The organism is Paractinoplanes brasiliensis (assembly GCF_004362215.1).
In the GTDB taxonomy this organism is placed as follows: domain Bacteria; phylum Actinomycetota; class Actinomycetes; order Mycobacteriales; family Micromonosporaceae; genus Actinoplanes; species Actinoplanes brasiliensis.
This window is the reverse complement of sequence record NZ_SNWR01000001.1, coordinates 2509956-2527327: the sequence shown is the minus strand read 5'-3', so window position 1 is coordinate 2527327 and position 17372 is coordinate 2509956. Positions and strand designations below refer to the sequence as shown.

The window sequence follows — 17372 nt, the reverse complement described above, 5'->3', positions numbered from 1 at the left end:
GACCCCGTCGGCGGCCGAGGCCGTGGTGCGGCCGTCGGCCGCAGCGTCAGACGCGGCGCAGAACTGTCACCACCCGGCCGAGAATCGTGGCGTCGTCGCCGGGGATGACGTCGTAGGCCGGGTTTCGCGGAACCAGCTCGATGTGCCGCCCGTTGCGCCGCAAAACCTTGACCGTGGCCTCGCCGTCGATCATGGCGGCCACGATGTCGCCGTTGTCGGCCACCTGCTGCTGGCGCACCACCACCGTGTCGCCGTCGCAGATCGCGGCCTCGATCATCGAGTCACCCTTGACCTTGAGCGCGAACAGCGTGCCGTGGCCGACCAGGCTCAACGGCAGGTTGAGCTCCTCGTCCACGTTTTCGTCGGCCAGGATCGGCGCGCCCGCCGCGATCGTGCCGATCACCGGGACCGGCACATTGGCCTGCTCACCCGGGGTGCGCACGTCGATCGCCCGCGAGCCCCGGGCGCCACGCCGGATGAACCCGCGATCCTCGAGGACTTTGAGCTGATGGGTCACCGACGACGGCGATTCGAGCCCGACGGCGGCGCCGATCTCGCGGATCGTCGGAGGGTAACCGTGCTGGTCGATCCACTCACGGATCATCGAAAGGATCTGCCGTTGCCGCTTGCTCAGGGGCACGTCGTCCGTGGACATGCGGTGATGATACTACATTCTTCGATCATTTGTACGACGCGATCGAGTGACAGCCCGTAACCTTTACGCGGTAGCCCCTGCTCAGCTCGGTCGGCGTTGTTCCGGCACGGCGGGCCCGTCCTCGGGCGGCCGTTCCATGCTCATCACGGTCATGCCGCGCTTCTCCCCATCGGGCTCGTTCCCGCCACCCGTCACGATCCGGCTGGTCGGATCCTCAGCGAAGTCCGGCCGCTCCACCTCCGCAATCGAACCGATCCCCACACGCTCGGACGACCCAGCACTCCCGGCTTGCTCCGCACTCCCGGCTTGCTCCGGACGCTCAGTCTGCTCGGCACGTCCGCTTTGTGCCGCGCGCTCGGTTTCCGCTGCACGTTCGGTTTGCGCGGTGCGCTGGGCCTGCTCTGTGCGCTCGATCTGCTCTGTGCGCTCGATCTGCTCCGTGGGTTCGGCCTGCTTTGTGCGCTCGATCTGCTCTGTGCGCTCGATCTGCTCTGTGGGTTCGGCCTGCTCTGTGCGCTCGATCTGCTCTGTGGGTTCGGCCTGCTCTGTACGTTCGGCCCGCTCTGTGGGTTCGGCCTGCGCCGCACGTTCGGTTTGCTCCGTGCGCCCGGCTTCGTCCGCACCTGCATCGACATGCGGGTTCTCGTGCGCCGTTCCGGGTTCCGCCGCTTCCTCCGTAGGCGGTTCCGCTCCCCCCACAGGCAGCCGGATGATCTCGGTACGCTCCCCGGGCGGCTCGACCGACCCCGGCCGGATGATCTGCGTACGATCCGGGTCGAGCACAACGACCTGGGTTTCCTCCGCACTCGGGAGGGCTCCGCGATCGCCCTCCAGGAGCCCCGGGTGCCGATCGATCCCCGGGGGCGCCACCGGCGGCATCAGCCGCAGTTCCTCAATCGGCGCGGCAATCCTGATCGGCTGCGTATGGTCCGGGTCGGACGCGTCCAGCGACCGGGTGATCTCGGCCAGCGCCTCGATCGTCTGCGTACGGTCCGGATCCGGCGCGCTGAGCGACCGCGTGACCTCCGCATCGTCAAGCCCCGAGGCGGCGTGCGCGTCCTCCGAAGTGATCACCGTGATGGTGCGAGTCGTCTCCGAATCCGACGCGTCGCCCTGTCCGGCAACCGCACCGTCGGCCCCAGCAATCGGCTCGGCAACCGCCGGGATGGTGTAGGTCAACCCGGAATCGTGAGCGGCGACTACTCCGATCGTTTGCGTCTGCTCCGGATCCGGTGCCGAGAACGACCGGGTGACTTCGGCCCCGCTCAGATCGGGCCCGTCCACGTCGGGCGCCGCCACCGAAGCACGTGCCTTGGCCGGCTCGTTCACGCCCTCCGGCAGGTCCTGCCCCGCAGCCGGCGTCACCGGAAGCTTGGTGGTCAGCTCCCCGATCTTGATGGCCCGGGTCCGCTCCGGATCGGGCGCCTCGAACGACCGAGTCTCCTCGAAGTCTGGATGGACGGCCCGCGAGTGAGGCGCCGGCTTGGCCTTCGCCGTGACGAACAACGGAGCATCCTCAACGGCCGGTTCTCCGCCCGCGCCACCATCCGCCGAGCCAATTTCCCGTACGGGCGAAACGCCCTCGCCTGCCGCAACGCCGTCACCCGCGAGTCGAGCCCCCGCCTCACCCACCACATCGGACTCAGCGTCCCCGGCAGTCAACCCGCCCGGCTGCCCACCATTCGCGGCGGCCAGGCCGCTTGTCTCCTGCTCGGTGTCGCTACCCCGAACCGCGGCGTCGCGCGCTTCCTCCGGGCCGTCCGCAATACCGGTGACAGCGAGCACGTTCGTCGTCTCTTCAGCCTCACCGTTCCGAGCGTCGACGCCAGAAACGTCGGCGGCCGCCCGCTCGCCGTCCTTCCCAGCTCCCCCGCTCACCAGATCGGTCGTGGCTTCGTCACCATCCTGAGCCCCGCTGGTGGAGAAGTCAGCGGTTCGTTCGTCGCCCCCGTCGGCAACGGCAAGAACGCTCGTTGTGTCGTTGTCCCGGATTTCGTGGCTGGTGGCGTCGCTGGTCGCGGGCGTTGCCTGCTCGCCGCTGGTCGTGGATTCGCCGCTCGTCAGATCGGCGGTGGCTTCTTCGGTGTCGCCTTCCTGAGCCCCGGCGGTGGCGACGTCGGGCGTCGTCTCTTGCTTGTGCTCGGCGACTTCCGCGGCGGCGATGATGTCCGTTGTCTCGTCGTCGGCGGAAACCTCAGCAGCCGCCTCGCCGGAGTCGGTGGGTGCCTGCTCGTCGTTCGTCGCTGTGGTGGCGGCAGCCAGAACTGTTGTGGCCGCGTCGCCGTCAGTGGGAGCGGACGTGAGGGAGCTGCCGGCCGGGGCTCCAGGTGCCGGGTCGAGGTGTTTGACCTCGGGTTCGGCGGGGGGCGGCGTAACGGTGGGCCGCCTGGTCGAGGCCTGGCCGTTGCAGAGGGCGACCACTGTGGCGGCCTCGTCGGCGGACACGATCACCGTTGTCCGGCGCTCGTCGCGGACGGTTGTCCATGCGATGGTGGCTTCGTCCTCCGGCGCGACGGCGGCAACCTCGCGCAGGGGCCCGGCCGGCGCCGGCGCCGTTGTGTCGGCCACCGCCGGAACAGCGGTAGTCGTCACGGAATTCGCGGCGGGGGCAGCTGCGTTGGTCGCCGAACTCGCGGCGGGGGCAGCTGCGTTGGTCGCCGAACTCGCGGCCGGGGCAGCCGCGTTGGTCGCGGAACTCGTGGCGGGGGCAGCCGCGTTGGTCGCGGAACTTGCCGCGGGAACAGCTGCGTCGATCGCATCCCCCGCGGACAAAGCAGCTGCAGACGAAGCCACCTCGGACGACATAACTTCAGACGACACAACTTCGGACGAAGCGGCTGAAGGCGAAGCGGCTGAAGGCGAAGCGGTTGAGGACGAAGCGGTTGAGGACGAAGCGGCGGACGCGGACGAATCAACTGCGGACGAAGCAACTGCGGACGAAGCAACTTCGGGCGAAGCCGCAGGCGAAGCGACTGGGGAGGGGTCAGCCGCGGGCGCAGAAGTGCCGGCCGCGGTGACCTCGTCCGAGGGCGAAACCGGGGGCAGCACCGAAGTCGCGTCGGGGTCGGCGGGAGCGTACGGGAAAGCCTCGACCGTGGGTGTGTCGTCACCACCGTCCGGCGGGGTGCCGAATGCCCGAGATGCCGGACCACCCGCGGCGCCTCCGGACGAACCAGAATCCGGAGCGGCAACAGAGGCAGGCCCAATCACCGCAGTGGTCGTGTTGGCCTCGGCGGTAACGGGAACACGCAGCACCGACGTCGGATCAGGGTCTCTCGGAGCGGGAACACGCAGGACCGACGTCGGATCAGGGTCTCCCGGAGCGGGAACACGCAGGACCGACGTCGGATCGGGGTCGGTCGGTGCGGGAGCGTACGCAGGCCCCGGCGGAATGACAGCCGTGGGAAGCGTGGCGGCCGGTGGCGTCCCCACCACGGCGGCCTTCCCGCGTGCCCGCCCCACCGGGCCGATCAGCGGCAGCACCGGCGGCTCGTACCGTTCCCATCGGCGCACGCTCAACGCCGTGCACAGCAGCGGCAGGGCCAGCATCGCGGCCAGCCCGTATCCCGGCCGGCTGACGTCGAAGCCCTCCTGCGCCAGTTCGCGTGGCCATACCCCGGCGTACCCGTCCGGCGAGATCAGCGCCCACACTGAGACGCCCAGGTAGGCGAGCCCACCGAAGACCGGCCCGGCCGGTGAGATCGGGGCGAGGAGCAGGATCGCGTACGCCGACCCGGCCAGCAGCAGGAGCAGCAGACCCGTCGCCGATTCGACAGCGAAGTCGTCGCGGCCCCGGGTGGTCAGGTCGTGGGTGAATCCGACCCCGGCGAGGACCCACACCGCCGGTGCCAGTACGAGGGCATACAAGATCGACCTGAAGTGGCGCACGCTTTCACTCCCCGAACACTGGCTGCCCGTCGAACCGTACCGTCGAGGGGCAACCGCACGGAAGGACGCCGTAACGTACGCCGCATGAATGAAGGCCGTCCCACCAGCCATTCCAGGGTCACGCTGAGCCGGATCATGACCGCGGTCGACGTCAACCTGTACGGCACTGTGCACGGCGGCGTGCTGATGAAGTTCGTCGACGACGTGGCGGGCGCGGCGGCGGCCCGGCACAGCGGCGGCACGGCGGTGACGGCCGCGATCGACGAGATCGTTTTCCTGGAGCCGGTCCGGGTCGGCGATCTGGTGCACGCGTACGCGCAAGTGAACTGGACCGGCACCAGTTCGATGGAGGTCGGCGTCAAGCTGTCCGGCGAGCGCTGGGACGTGGTCGCCGCCGAGCCGTTGACCGTGGCCACGGCGTACCTGGTGTTCGTGGCGGTGGACAAAGCCGGACATCCCAGGCACGTTCCTCCGGTGGTTCCGGAGAACGCGGACGACGAGCGCCGCTGGCGCGAGGCCCTGATCCGGCGCGAGCACCGCCTGGCCCGCCGCGCCGCCATCCAGAAGGCCAGAGAGGCCTGACCCGGTACGCAAGAGGGCTGGGCAGGAAGCAACAGTGGGCTGAATGAACGTTAAGGTGATCGCATGACGGGCGCAGTGTTGTGGGAGCCGCCGGCCGATGTTCGCGAGACATCCCGGATCGGGCGCTATCTGTCCTGGCTGGAGCGCGAGCGTGGCCTGAACTTCGCCGACTATGCGGCGTTGTGGCAGTGGTCCGTCGACGACCTGCCCGCGTTCTGGCAGTCGATGTGGGATTACTTCGAGGTGATTTCGCACAACCCGCCCTCGGGTGTGCTGGCGAGCGCGGAGATGCCGGGAGCGAAGTGGTTCCCCGGTGCGACCCTCAACTACGCCGAGCACGTGCTCCGCATGCCTGGCCTCGCCGACGACGACCCGGTCGTCCTGGCCCACTCCCAGACCCGTGCCCCGATGACACTGACAAAACGCGACTTACGCGAAAAGGTCCGGATCGTCCGAGCGGGTCTCAAGGCCAAGGGCGTGCGAAAAGGCGACCGAGTAGCCGCGTACGCCCCGAACATCGCAGAGACGTACGTCCTGATGCTCGCCGCCGCCAGCCTCGGCGCCGTCTTCTCGTCGTGCGCGCCCGAATTCGGCGTACGCAGTGTGATCGACCGCTGGCAACAGATCGAACCCAAAATCCTGGTCGCAGTGGACGGCTACCGCTACGGCGACAAGCCGATCGACCGCACCGCCGAGGTCGCGGCCATCCGAGAAGCCCTTCCATCCCTCGAACACGTCGTCACCATCGGCTACCTCGACCCCGCCAAGGACACGTTCGGTGACCTGATGGCCGAAACCGACGAGCCCATGGCGTACGAGGAACTCGCCTTCGACCATCCCCTCTACGTGCTCTACAGCTCAGGCACCACGGGGCTGCCGAAACCGATCGTCCACGGCCATGGCGGCATACTCCTCGAGCACCTCAAAATGCTCGCCCTGCACCACGACCTCGGCCCCGGCGACCGCTTCTTCTGGTTCACCACGACCGGCTGGATGATGTGGAACTTCCTGGTCAGCGCCCCGGCCGTGGGCGCGGCGATCGTGCTGTTCGACGGCAACCCCGGCTTTCCCGACATGTCGGTCCTGTGGGATCTGGTCGACGAGGCCGGCATCACGTACTTCGGCACCTCGGCCCCGTTCCTCATGGCCTGCCGCAAGGCCGGGCTGACCCCGCGTAAGGACAGGCTCCGGGGTGTCGGTTCGACCGGCGCCCCGCTGCCGCCCGAGGGTTTCGACTGGGTCTACGAGGCGGTCGGCACCCGGCTTCAGCTGCAGTCGCTGTCCGGCGGCACCGACGTGTGCACGGGTTTTGTCGGTGCCGTCCCGCTGCTCCCGGTGGTCGAGGGCAAGATCGCCTGCCGTGCCCTGGGGGCCAGGGTCGAGGCGTACGACGCGGGCGGCCGCCCGGTGATCAACGAGCTGGGCGAGCTGGTGATCACCGCCCCGATGCCGAGCATGCCGGTCGGTTTCTGGAACGACGACGACGGGAAGCGCTACCGCGAGGCCTATTTCGACTACTTCCCGGGCGTGTGGCGGCACGGTGACTGGATCACGATCGGCGCCGACGGCTCCTGCGTGATCACCGGCCGTTCCGACGCGACACTCAACCGCGGCGGGGTGCGGCTGGGCACGTCCGAGTTCTACTCCGTGGTCGAGAGCCTCCCCGAGGTGGCCGATTCGGTCGTCGTGCACCTGGCGAAGGCTGACGACCCGAACGGCGAGCTGCTGCTGTTCGTCGTGCCGGCCGAGGGGTTCGAGCTCGACGAACCGCTCCGCAAAAAGATCGCCGGCGAGCTGCGCGCCGCGCTTTCCCCTCGCCACATCCCCGACGAGATCCATTCCGTACGGGCGGTGCCCCGCACCCTGTCCGCCAAGAAGCTCGAGGTGCCGGTCAAGCGCATCCTGACCGGCACCCCGGTCGAGTCGGCAGCCGCGAAGGGCGCCCTGGCCAACCCGGAGTCCCTGCTGGCCTTCGAGGAACTGGCCCGGCAACGACAACCGAGCTAGGCAGCGCCAACCGAGCTAGGCAGCGACGACCGAGCTGGGCAACGGCGACCGAGCTGGGCAACGGCGACCGAGCTGGGCAACGGCGACCGAGCTGAGCAGCGACGAGCGGGCCAGGCAAAGACGAGCATGGCCGAGAGGCAGGTCAGGCGACGACGAGCGTGACTTTTTCCGACTCGGCCCGGCTGGTCACCCTGGCCGGGTCGATGTTGGCGCAGAGCACGATCGACGCACCGGTCACCAGCGGCGCCAGCAGCCAGTCGACCGGGTCGGCGTGGGTCGCGGCGTCGACAAGGACCCGGCCGCCCGCAGTGATGCCCAGCTCGGTGGCCCGGGCCGCGGCGGCCGCCAGCACCTCGGCGTGGGTGCGGTCGTTGAGGGCGGGATCGCCCGCCGCCACCGGCTGCCCCGGGAAGTGGTCGCCGAACTGGCGTACTTCGAGGACGTAGTCGGCGAAACCGGCCGGCAGCTCGCGCAGTGGCATCGCGAAGGGCAGCAGACCCGTCGCGTACCGGTCCGAGGCTTTTGTCGTTGCTGCCTGATCGGGCGCCGTGAAGAGAACGTCGGCCGACTCGGGATCGCTGATCTCGGCCGCCACGCCCGCGGACCAGACCCCGAGCAGGATCGCGGCCGTCTGCCAGTGCGGCGGGAGCGCCACCGCGGCAGTGTCCCCGGCGCCCAGCCCCAGGCCGTCGACCAGCATATTTGCCGTCTTTGACACCCAATTGTCCAACGTTGCGCCGGACAATTCGGTCCGATCCCCGCTCGTGTCGTCGTAGAACGTCAGCAGCGGGCTTGCCGGATCGCGGCGCACCGCGGACGCCAGCACCTGCGGGATCGTCGTCTCCACCGGCCCAACGATAGAGGGATCACGCAGGGTGATCGCTCCTGAACGCGCGATGAGAACTGGCGAAACGCCGGGAACAAGGCGGTGTCGCGGTCACATGCGGGATGCATTCCGGGCGTACCCTTGCCAGTGGTCGGAATTACCACCTCTTTGGGAGTTGCCTCGTGACCGCCGGTCGCCCCCCGCGAGTGCTCGTCGACGCCACCAGCGTTCCCGCAGATCGAGGAGGCGTCGGCAGATACGTCGACGGCCTGCTCGGCGCCCTCGGGCGGATGGATCCTGACCGGGTCGATCTGGCCGTTGTGGCTCAGCGGTCGGATGCGGAGCGTTACAGCCGCATGCTCGACCACAAGGCCGAGGTGATCGCCGGCCCGGCTGCGGTGGCGCATCGCCCGGCCCGGCTGGCTTGGGAACAGACTGGCCTGCCCCTGCTCGCCCAGCAGGTCGGCGCCCAGGTGCTGCACTCGCCCTTCTACACCTGTCCGCTGCGCGCTGGATGTCCCGTCACGGTGACCGTGCACGATGCGACGTTCTTCACCGAACCGGAGCATTACGACAACACCAAGCGAACCTTCTTCCGCAGCGCGATCAAGACCTCGCTGCGCCGCGCGGCCCGGGTCATCGTGCCCAGCAAGGCGACCCGTGACGAGCTGATCCGGCTCCTCGACGCCGACCCGACCCGCATCGACGTGGCCTACCACGGCGTCGACCAGGCGGCGTTCCACGCGCCGACCGAGGAGGAAAAGGCTCGCGTCCGCGCCCGGCTCGGCCTCACCGACGCCGGTTACGTCGCTTTCCTGGGCGCCAAGGAACCGCGCAAGAACGTGCCGAACCTGATCCGGGGCTGGGCCCGCGCCGTCGCCGACTGGCCGCACCCGCCCGCGCTCGTGCTCGCCGGGGGCCAGGGCCACGACGACGAGATCGACCGCGCCGTGGCCGAGGTGCCGTCGCACCTGCGCCTGCTGCGTCCGGGCTATTTACGCTACGCCGACCTGCCCGGCTTCCTCGGCGGCGCGCTGGTCGCCTGCTACCCGTCGTTCGGCGAGGGCTTCGGCCTGCCGATCCTCGAGGCGATGGCCTGCGCCACCCCGGTCCTCACCACCCCGCGGCTCTCGCTGCCCGAGGTCGGCGGCGACGCCGTGGCGTACACGACCGAGGATGCCGACCGGATCGCCACCGACCTGGCCGACCTGCTGCACGACGAGCCGCGGCGCCTCACGCTGGCCAAGGCGGGCTTCGACCGGGCCAAGGAATTCACCTGGGCGTCCAGCGCGGAAGTACACGTCACAACCTGGAAACGGGTCGCGACACCCTGACCTTTACACTCTGTGCGCATGAGCGATCAACTCGGCGGTCTTTACGGCGTGGTGCTGGCTGGTGGGACAGGCACGCGGCTGTGGCCGCTGTCCCGGGCCGGTCACCCGAAGTTCCTGCATTCGCTGACCGGCACCGAGGCATCGCTGCTGCAGGCCACGGTGGACCGGCTCGACCTGCTGGCCCCGGCCGACCGCATCTTCGTGGTCACCGGTGTGGCCCACGCGGCCGCCGTCTCGCGGCAGCTCGAGGCAATTCCCGACGCGAACGTGCTGGTCGAGCCGTCGCCGCGGGACTCTTGCGCGGCGATTGCCCTGGCCGCCGCCGTGATCGCCCGGCGTGACCCCGAGGCGATCATGGGCTCGTTCGCGTCCGACCACCTGATCGCCGAGAAGGAAAACTTCACCAAGGTCATCCGTACGGCGATGGAGGGCGCCCGCCAGGGTCTGCTGATGACCCTCGGCATCACCCCGACCCGCCCGGAGACGGGTTACGGATACCTCCAGTGCGGCGGCGCGATCGGCGACAGCCCGGTCCTCGCCGTCGAGGAGTTCAAGGAGAAGCCCACGTACGACGTGGCCGAGGGCTACGTGAAATCGGGCAACTACCTGTGGAACGCCGGCATGTTCGTCTGGCGGGCCGATGCGTTCCTGGCCGAGCTGGCGCGTCAGCAGCCCCAGCTCGCGGCGGGTGTCTCGCGCATCGCCCAGGCCTGGGAAACGTCCGCCCGCGAGGAAGTGCTCGGCGAGGTCTGGCCGACCCTGCCGCGCATCTCGGTCGACTACGCCGTCATGGAGGGCGCGGCCGCGGCCGGGCGGGTCGGCACGGTCCGCGGCGACTTCGGCTGGAACGACGTCGGCGACTTCCACACGCTGGGCGAGGTGCTGACGGCCGACCCCTCCGGGAACGTGGTGGTGGGCCGCGACGTCGAGCAGAAGGCGGGCGTTCTGCTGCGCGACACCGAGGGCCTGGTCGTCGTGCCGACCGAGGGCCGTCTCGTCGCCGCCATGGGCGTGCGCGACCTGGTCATCGTCGACACGCCGGACGCCGTCCTGGTGATCCCGCGCGAGCGCGCGCAAGAGGTCAAGAGCCTGGTCGACGAGCTCAAAGAGCTGGGCCAGCACGGTTACGTATAGCCGGGAGCGCGCCGGCGCCGAAGCGATCGAGCCGCGCCGGCGCCGGCGCGAGCAGAGCGGCAGAAACGAGCAGAGCGGCATGGGCGGTGGAGCAAGCCGCCTGCCCTCGGGTGCCGCTGGGTCCGCGGAGCGAGGCGCCGGCGCGGTCAGAGGCGGGCCAGCGCCGGGGCGATCTGCTTGATCGTGCCCGATGCCAGCGGGCTGGGCAGGGCGTCGGGGGAGAACCAGCCCAGCTCGGCCGACTCCGCGCTGATCCGTTCACGCGCGCCCGGCGGGCAGCGCAGCAGGAACCGCACGTCATAGTGGACCGACGGCGTCGCCGGGACGCCGTCGGCCGCGCCGCACCTTACGTCGTGGATGTCGATGTCGATCGGCGCCTCGTCGAGGACGAGCCCCGGGATGCCGGACTCCTCGGTGGCCTCCCGCAGCGCAGCGGCCGCCAGGGTCGCGTCCCCCGCCTCGCAGTGACCGCCGAGCTGCATCCACTTCCGCAGCCGCCCGTGCAGGCAGAGCAGAATTCGCCCGTCGCCGTCCACGATCAGCGAGCTGGCCGTGACATGCCCGGCCCGGTGGGCGCGGGTCATGGCGACCGGCCCGGCGGCCAGCAGGGCCAGGGTCTGCTCACGGGCCTGGCCGGCGTCCTCCGACGTCGGCGTCCAGCCGGTCAGCACCCGTACGGCGTCGGCGTGCAGTTCTTTCACGGGACCTCAGTTTCCGGAGAGCTCAAGGCGGAGGCCGTCCTCGTGGGGCAGCGACAGCGTGACGATCGACTCGGCGGCCAGCGCGGCCCGCAACCGGTGCGCGTCGGCGCCGAGCCGCATCAGCCCGGGTGGAGTGGTGTCCCGGGTGGTCAGGTGCAGGGCCGCGGTGGCGCCGCTGCCGTCCACGACCTCGGCCGCGGTGACGGTGAGGGCGGGGGAGAGCAGGCCGGCGACGGTGGCAGCGGCCCTGTCGACGGCGGCCGGATCGACCGGTCGGCCGGGAAGGGCCCCGTCGGGCAACTGTGCCGCCTCGCGCAGGCCGAGCGCGCGGGCCTCGGCCGTGCCCAGGCTGAACATGTCGGACCCGGCGTCGCGCAGCAGCACCGACGCGCCGTCCGAGTCGCGGACGCCCGCGCGCGGGTAGCCCCGTACCACGGCCACCGGCACCTGGTCGCACTTGCCCTTGACCAGCTCACCCGCCGCGGCCAGCTCGTCGATCACCGCCATCTGGGTGATCTCCAATTCATTCCCGTACGGGTCGGTCTCGCCCCGGTGATCACGGATCGGCTCGATGCCGGCCGCGCCCAGGGCGACGTCGGTCAGCCCGTTGCGCCAGGCCCGGCCCATCGTGTCGGAGATGATGACGCCCACGTCCAGCCCGCGGGCGCGGAAGTCGGCGCGCAACTGCCGGGCCGACGCGTCGGGGTCGGAGGGCAGCAGCACGAGGTGGGTCTTGTCGACGTTGGAGGCGTCGATGCCGGCCGCCGCCATGACGAACCCGTGGTGGGTCTGCACGATGGTGGTCGGCCCGCGCCGCGCGACCACCCGCGCGGTCTCGCCGGCCAGCACCTCGCGGCGCGCCTGCTCACGCTCGGGCCCGTCGGCGGGGACCTCGACCAGCCGCCCCTCGGCCTTCGACACGATCTTGCTGGTGACCACGAGCACGTCGCCGTCGGCGAGCCACGGCGCGGCCGCGGTGATCAGCTCGGCCAGGTCGTCCCCGGCCACGATGTGCCCGATCCCGCGCACCGGCAGGATCTCCAGCCCGTCCTCCACTTGTCGTCCCCTCTGCAGCCCCACCTCGCGGCGCCGGACCACTGCCCGACGCCTACGCCACCACCACCGGCAACGACGACCACTCTGCCCCGCCGGGCCGCCCCCGGCGAGGGTCGCCCGGATCACAGCCCCCATGCCGCGCCGGCTGAAACCTGAAAGCCGCGCTGGTCAAAGCCCGAGAGCCATGCCTGGCACAACCCGAAAGCCACGCCGAACAGCCCGAGAGCCGCGTCTGGCACAACCCGAAAGCCAGGCCGAACAGCCCGAGAGCCGCGTCTGGCACAACCCGAAAGCCAGGCCGGACACAACCCCACAGCCGTGCCGGACACAGCTCAGGCGAGACCGGCCAGGGCCACGGCGTCCTTCACCATCTGGGCCGTCGCCTCCTCGGAGCTCATCCACAGCGGGACCGCGCGGGTCTCGACGCCGGGAACGGTGACACCGGCGTCGGACGTGTCGACCAGCCAGCCGTCGAGAACGCCGCCGTTCCCCCGGGCCGCGTAGAGCCCGCCGACCCCGGCCGCGGTGACCTCGACCCCCAGCGTGGCCAGGCACTTGTCGGCCATGCCGCGGATGGGCGAGTCGCCGATGATGGGGGAGACGCCCACCACGGGGGCGGGGCCGGTGGCTATCGCGTCCCGGATGGCGCTGACGGCCAGGATCGGGGCGATGCTGACCACCGGGTTGCTCGGCGCGACCAGCACCACGTCGGCCCCCGCGATCGCCTCGAGCACCCCCGGCGCCGGTTCGGCCGCGTCCGCGCCGACGAAGACGAACCGATGGGTCGGCAGGTCGCCGCGATAACGGACCCACCACTCCTGGAAGTGGATCGCCTTGCGTTCGCCGTCGACGTCGACCACCACGTGGGTCTCGAGCCGGTCGTCGGTGGCCGGCAGCAGCGTCACACCTGGCTGCCAGCGGGCGCACAGAGCCGCCGTGACCTGCGACAACGGATAGCCGGCGGCGAGCATCCGGGTGCGTACGAGATGGGTGGCGGTGTCTTTGTCGCCCAGGCCGAACCACGACGGCTCGGCGCCGTAGGCGGCCAGTTCCTCCTTCACCACCCAGCTTTCGCCGACCCTGCCCCACCCGCGCTCGGGGTCGTGCGCGCCGCCCAGTGTGTACATGACGCTGTCGAGGTCGGGGCAGATCTGCAGGCCGTGCATGCGCACGTCGTCACCGACATTGACCACGGCGGTGACCTCGGCGCCCAGGCCGCGGGCGTGCGCGCGCACGCCGGCCAGGAACTTCGCGCCGCCGATGCCACCGGAGAGGACCACGATCCGCATGCGGTCATCCTCCCGCACCCGTATGACACAACACGCCGCCGGGTGTCCGAACCCGTGCGTCAGCCGACTACCCTTGGCCGGAATTACCCACCGTCGCCAGGGAGAATGTCCGTGACCAGCCAACCGCAGCCCGTGCCGGGCGAGGGTAAACCGGCGGGGCAGTTCCTCCGCCCGCTGCGCGATCTCGCGGCGTACGCGCTTGTCGGCGCGCCCGCCCTGCTGCTCTTCGTGGCCGTCATCCGGCTGATCCCCGACGGGGAGAACCAGTTCGGTTACCGCACGCAGGACAGCTTCTACGGCTTCATCAACACGGCGACCGTGTTCATGCCGCTCGCCGCCGTGCTGCTGGCCGTGCTGGTGCAGCCGCGCCACCCCAAGGCCGCGCTGATCACGCTGATCGCCGTCGTCGAGTACGCGGTGATGGCGCTCTTCGGCCTGCTCTTCGGGTTGCTGATCGGCCTGATCAACCACGCGAGCAACAACGGCGCCCGGGTCGCGTTCGAGGAGCTTCTGGTGCGCGCGGCCTGGCTGGCCGTGTTCGGCGTGACGGCGTACGCGGTGTTCCGCCTCTGGCAGGGCCTGTTCCAGGTGCCCAAGCCCCAGCAACAGCCGGGTGTCTACGGCCAGCCCGCCTACGGTCAGCCGGGCACCTACCCCGGTCAGCCGGGTTACGGCCAGCCGCCGCAGCAGCCCGGTTTCGCCCCGGGCGCCTACCCGCCGCCGCAGGGATTTGGGCAGCCCCCGCAGTACGGCCAGCCGCCGCAGGGTCAGCCCCAGCCCGGCCAGCCGCCGCAGGGTCAGCCCCAGCCCGGCCAGGCGCCGCAGGGTCAGCCCGGTCAGCCGCCGGCCTGGAACCAACCGGCTGTGCCGATGCCCGCGTCGGCCCCGCCCGCGCCGCCCGTCTCCGGCGCGCCCGGCCCGTACACGCCGCACCCGGCTCCCACGACTGCCTTCCCGAACTTCGCGGAGCCGACCCAGGCTGTGCCTGGCGGGAACTCGTTCGGCACGCCCCCGCCCGGCACGGCCCCGTCCGGCGACGACCGCACCGAGAAGATCTCGGACGACCGCCCCGGCTTCGGCCCGGCCGACGAGGATCCGCCGCGCCGCTGATCCGCCGCGCCGCCGGTCCGTGTCCTATGCCACTGCGGTTGCCCCGGTACGCCCGGGGCAACCGCGCGGTTTCCGGCCTAGGCTGCTGGGGTGGCAGAGGTCAACACGGTCGGAAACGGGCCCACAGAAGCGAGCATCCGGCGCGCCCTGCGCCGCGCCGCCGACGGCAAGGCGGTCGACGCCGGGGAGGCGACGGCTCTGCTGGCCGCTACCGGCGACCAGTTCGACGAGTTGCTGACGATCGCCGGCCGGGTCCGCGACGCGGGTCTGCGTGAGGCCGGGCGGCCGGGCGTGGTCACGTACTCGCGCAAGGTTTTCATCCCCCTGACCCGGCTCTGTCAGGACAGGTGTCACTACTGCACGTTCGCGACGGTGCCGCATCGGCTGCCCGCCGCGTTCCTCGAGCGCGACGAGGTGCTCGAGATCGCCCGCCAGGGCGCCGCCCAGGGCTGCAAGGAAGCGCTGTTCACGCTGGGCGACCGCCCCGAGGAACGCTGGCCCGCGGCCCGGCAGTGGCTCGACGAGCGCGGTTACGACTCCACCCTCGACTACGTGCGCGCCTGCGCGATCGCCGTGCTCGAGGAAACCGGCCTGCTGCCCCATCTCAACCCGGGCGTGATGAGCTGGGCCGAGCTGCAGCGCCTCAAGCCGGTCGCCCCCAGCATGGGCATGATGCTCGAGACCACGGCGACCCGGCTCTGGTCGGAGCCGGGTGGCCCGCATTACGGCTCGCCCGACAAGGAGCCCGCCGTCCGCCTGCGGGTGCTCGACGACGCGGGCCGGGTGGGTGTGCCGTTCACCACGGGCATCCTCATCGGCATCGGCGAGACCCCGGCCGAGCGGGTCGACGCGCTGTTCGCGATGCGCCGCACCGCCCGCGAGTTCGGCCACGTCCAAGAGGTCATCATCCAGAACTTCCGCGCCAAGCCGGACACGGCGATGCGCGGCATGCCCGACGCCGAGCTGCGGGAACTGGCCGCGACGGTGGCCGTGGGCCGCATCATCATGGGTCCGCGGGCCCGGCTGCAGGCCCCGCCCAACCTTATCGACGCCGAGTTCGCGCTGCTGCTGCGCGCGGGCATCGACGACTGGGGCGGCGTCTCGCCGGTCACCCCTGACCACGTCAATCCGGAACGCCCGTGGCCCCAGATCGACCTGCTCCGCGAGCGGTCCGCCGAGGCGGGCTTCGAGCTGCGGGAACGCCTGACGATCTATCCGGAGTACGTGCGCCGTGGCGCCGAGGGCTGGCTCGACCCGCGTCTGGCGGCCCATGTGGCCGCGCTGGCCCGTCCTGACGGGCTGGCCCGCGAGGACGCCGAGGTGGTGGGCCGGCCGTGGCAGGAGCCCGACGAGGCGTACGGGTCGGGCCGCACCGATCTTTTCGCGACGATCGACACCGAGGGCCGTACGGGCGACCGGCGGTCCGATTTCGACCACGTCTACGGCGACTGGGACGAGGTGGCTGCGCACATCACGACCGAGGCGCCCCGCAGGATCGAGGCGGACGCGATAAAGGGCCTCAAGCTCGCCTCGGAGAACCCGGCCGCGCTGCTGGAGAAGCAGAACGAGGACGCCGCGATGGCGCTCTTCAACGCCGACGGCGAGACCCTCGACGAGCTCGCCCGCATCGCCGACGACCTGCGTAAAGAGGTCAACGGCGACGACATCACGTACGTGGTGAACCGGAACATCAACTTCACCAACGTCTGCTACGTCGGCTGCCGGTTCTGCGCGTTCGCCCAGCGTGAGAACGATGCCGACGCCTACCGTCTCTCCGTCGAGCAGGTGGCCGATCGCGCCGAGCAGGCCTGGCAGGACGGCGCTTCCGAGGTCTGCATGCAGGGCGGCATCGACCCCAAGATGCCCGTGACCGCGTACGCCGATCTGGTGCGCGCCGTCAAGCAGCGCGTCCCCGGCATGCACGTCCACGCGTACTCGCCGATGGAGATCGTCACCGCCGCGGCCAAGGCCGGCGTCCCCGTACGCGACTGGCTCGCCGAACTGAAGGAGGCCGGGCTCGGCACCATCCCCGGCACCGCGGCCGAGATCCTCGACGACGAGGTGCGCTGGGTCCTGACCAAGGGCAAGCTCCCGGCCAGTGCCTGGGTCGACGTGGTCAGCACGGCGCACGAGCTGGGCATCCGGTCGAGCTCGACCATGATGTACGGACACGTCGACCACCCGCGTCAGTGGCTCGGCCACTTCCGGGTGCTGGCCGGCATCCAGGACCGTACGGGTGGTTTCACCGAGTTCGTGGCGCTGCCGTTCATCCACACCAACGCCCCGATCTATTTGGCCGGCATCGCCCGCAACGGCGCCAGCTGGCGCGAGAACCGGGTCGTGCACGCCATGGCCCGGGTCCTGCTGCACGGGCGTATCGACAACATTCAGTGCTCCTGGGTGAAACTGGGCGACGAGGGCACTCAGGTCATGCTCAACGGCGGCTGCAACGATCTGGGCGGCACCCTGATGGAGGAAACGATCTCGCGCATGGCGGGTTCCGAGCACGGTTCGGCTCGTACGGTGGCCGAGCTGAAGGAGCTGGCCGCGGCCGCAGGTCGCCCGGCCGTGGAGCGGACGACAACCTACGGTCGACGCTAGATCACAAATCGGGTTAAATTGGACGCAACCGGGCCGGGCTGCGTTACTTTCCGGTGCCCCGGAGAGATATGGCTGGAACGGGACCACGACGCGCCGAAGGCGCGCCGGGGAAACGGGCCTATTTATCAGGTTCGGCTTGACGACGCACGTCTTACACGCGTGTAATTTCGGTGGGGTTGTGAGTGAGGA

At 70.5% G+C, this 17372-nt stretch carries 12 protein-coding genes; 6 read left to right on the top strand and 6 right to left on the bottom strand.

Going from position 1 to position 17372, the window contains the following annotated elements:
- Nucleotides 1-46 precede the first annotated feature (46 nt).
- Together lexA and C8E87_RS11170 are read right to left on the bottom strand one after the other, a co-directional pair.
- The gene (gene lexA / locus C8E87_RS11175) at nucleotides 47-655 is read right to left on the bottom strand and encodes a transcriptional repressor LexA (protein ID WP_133873029.1); all 609 of its coding nucleotides are present in this window, start codon (nucleotides 653-655) and stop codon (nucleotides 47-49) included.
- An 81-nt stretch (nucleotides 656-736) separates the two neighbouring features.
- A complete protein-coding gene (locus C8E87_RS11170; RefSeq protein ID WP_133873028.1) occupies nucleotides 737-4543 on the bottom strand; it encodes a hypothetical protein in 3807 nt (1268 codons plus the stop codon).
- A gap of 84 nt (nucleotides 4544-4627) precedes the next feature.
- Here C8E87_RS11170 and C8E87_RS11165 point away from each other — a divergent pair, with 84 nt between their 5' ends.
- Together C8E87_RS11165 and C8E87_RS11160 are read left to right on the top strand one after the other, a co-directional pair.
- Nucleotides 4628-5125 (top strand): acyl-CoA thioesterase, encoded by a 498-nt coding sequence (locus tag C8E87_RS11165; protein ID WP_133873027.1) that lies wholly within the window; start codon nucleotides 4628-4630, stop codon nucleotides 5123-5125.
- Nucleotides 5126-5188: 63 nt separating this feature from the next.
- Entirely contained in the window at nucleotides 5189-7132 is a 1944-nt protein-coding gene (locus C8E87_RS11160; RefSeq protein ID WP_133873026.1) for an acetoacetate--CoA ligase, read from the top strand.
- A 142-nt stretch (nucleotides 7133-7274) separates the two neighbouring features.
- Here C8E87_RS11160 and C8E87_RS11155 read toward each other — a convergent pair whose 3' ends face one another.
- A complete protein-coding gene (locus tag C8E87_RS11155; protein ID WP_133873025.1) occupies nucleotides 7275-7979 on the bottom strand; it encodes a TIGR03089 family protein in 705 nt (234 codons plus the stop codon).
- Between the two features lie 161 nt (nucleotides 7980-8140).
- Between C8E87_RS11155 and C8E87_RS11150 the strand changes: the two genes are divergently transcribed.
- Both C8E87_RS11150 and C8E87_RS11145 read left to right on the top strand, forming a co-directional pair.
- Nucleotides 8141-9292, top strand: a complete 1152-nt coding sequence (locus C8E87_RS11150) for a glycosyltransferase family 4 protein (protein WP_133873024.1) — start codon at nucleotides 8141-8143, stop codon at nucleotides 9290-9292.
- A gap of 18 nt (nucleotides 9293-9310) precedes the next feature.
- A complete protein-coding gene (locus C8E87_RS11145) occupies nucleotides 9311-10426 on the top strand; it encodes a mannose-1-phosphate guanylyltransferase (protein ID WP_133873023.1) in 1116 nt (371 codons plus the stop codon).
- Nucleotides 10427-10572: 146 nt separating this feature from the next.
- On the opposite strand, the gene C8E87_RS11140 is transcribed toward C8E87_RS11145, so the two are convergent.
- The 3 genes from C8E87_RS11140 to cofD form a co-directional block, all read right to left on the bottom strand.
- Nucleotides 10573-11127, bottom strand: a complete 555-nt coding sequence (locus C8E87_RS11140; protein WP_133873022.1) for an NUDIX domain-containing protein — start codon at nucleotides 11125-11127, stop codon at nucleotides 10573-10575.
- A 6-nt stretch (nucleotides 11128-11133) separates the two neighbouring features.
- Complete coding sequence (locus tag C8E87_RS11135; protein ID WP_239079955.1) at nucleotides 11134-12183, bottom strand: coenzyme F420-0:L-glutamate ligase; 1050 nt, start codon at nucleotides 12181-12183, stop codon at nucleotides 11134-11136.
- Between the two features lie 332 nt (nucleotides 12184-12515).
- Nucleotides 12516-13472, bottom strand: a complete 957-nt coding sequence (cofD, locus tag C8E87_RS11130) for a 2-phospho-L-lactate transferase (RefSeq protein ID WP_133873020.1) — start codon at nucleotides 13470-13472, stop codon at nucleotides 12516-12518.
- Nucleotides 13473-13583: 111 nt separating this feature from the next.
- On the opposite strand from cofD, the gene C8E87_RS11125 reads away from it, so the two are divergent.
- Together C8E87_RS11125 and C8E87_RS11120 are read left to right on the top strand one after the other, a co-directional pair.
- Complete coding sequence (locus tag C8E87_RS11125; RefSeq protein WP_133873019.1) at nucleotides 13584-14582, top strand: hypothetical protein; 999 nt, start codon at nucleotides 13584-13586, stop codon at nucleotides 14580-14582.
- Nucleotides 14583-14672: 90 nt separating this feature from the next.
- Nucleotides 14673-17183: a bifunctional FO biosynthesis protein CofGH gene (locus tag C8E87_RS11120; protein ID WP_133873018.1), complete on the top strand. Its 2511-nt coding sequence runs from the start codon at nucleotides 14673-14675 to the stop codon at nucleotides 17181-17183.
- Nucleotides 17184-17372: the final 189 nt, after the last annotated feature.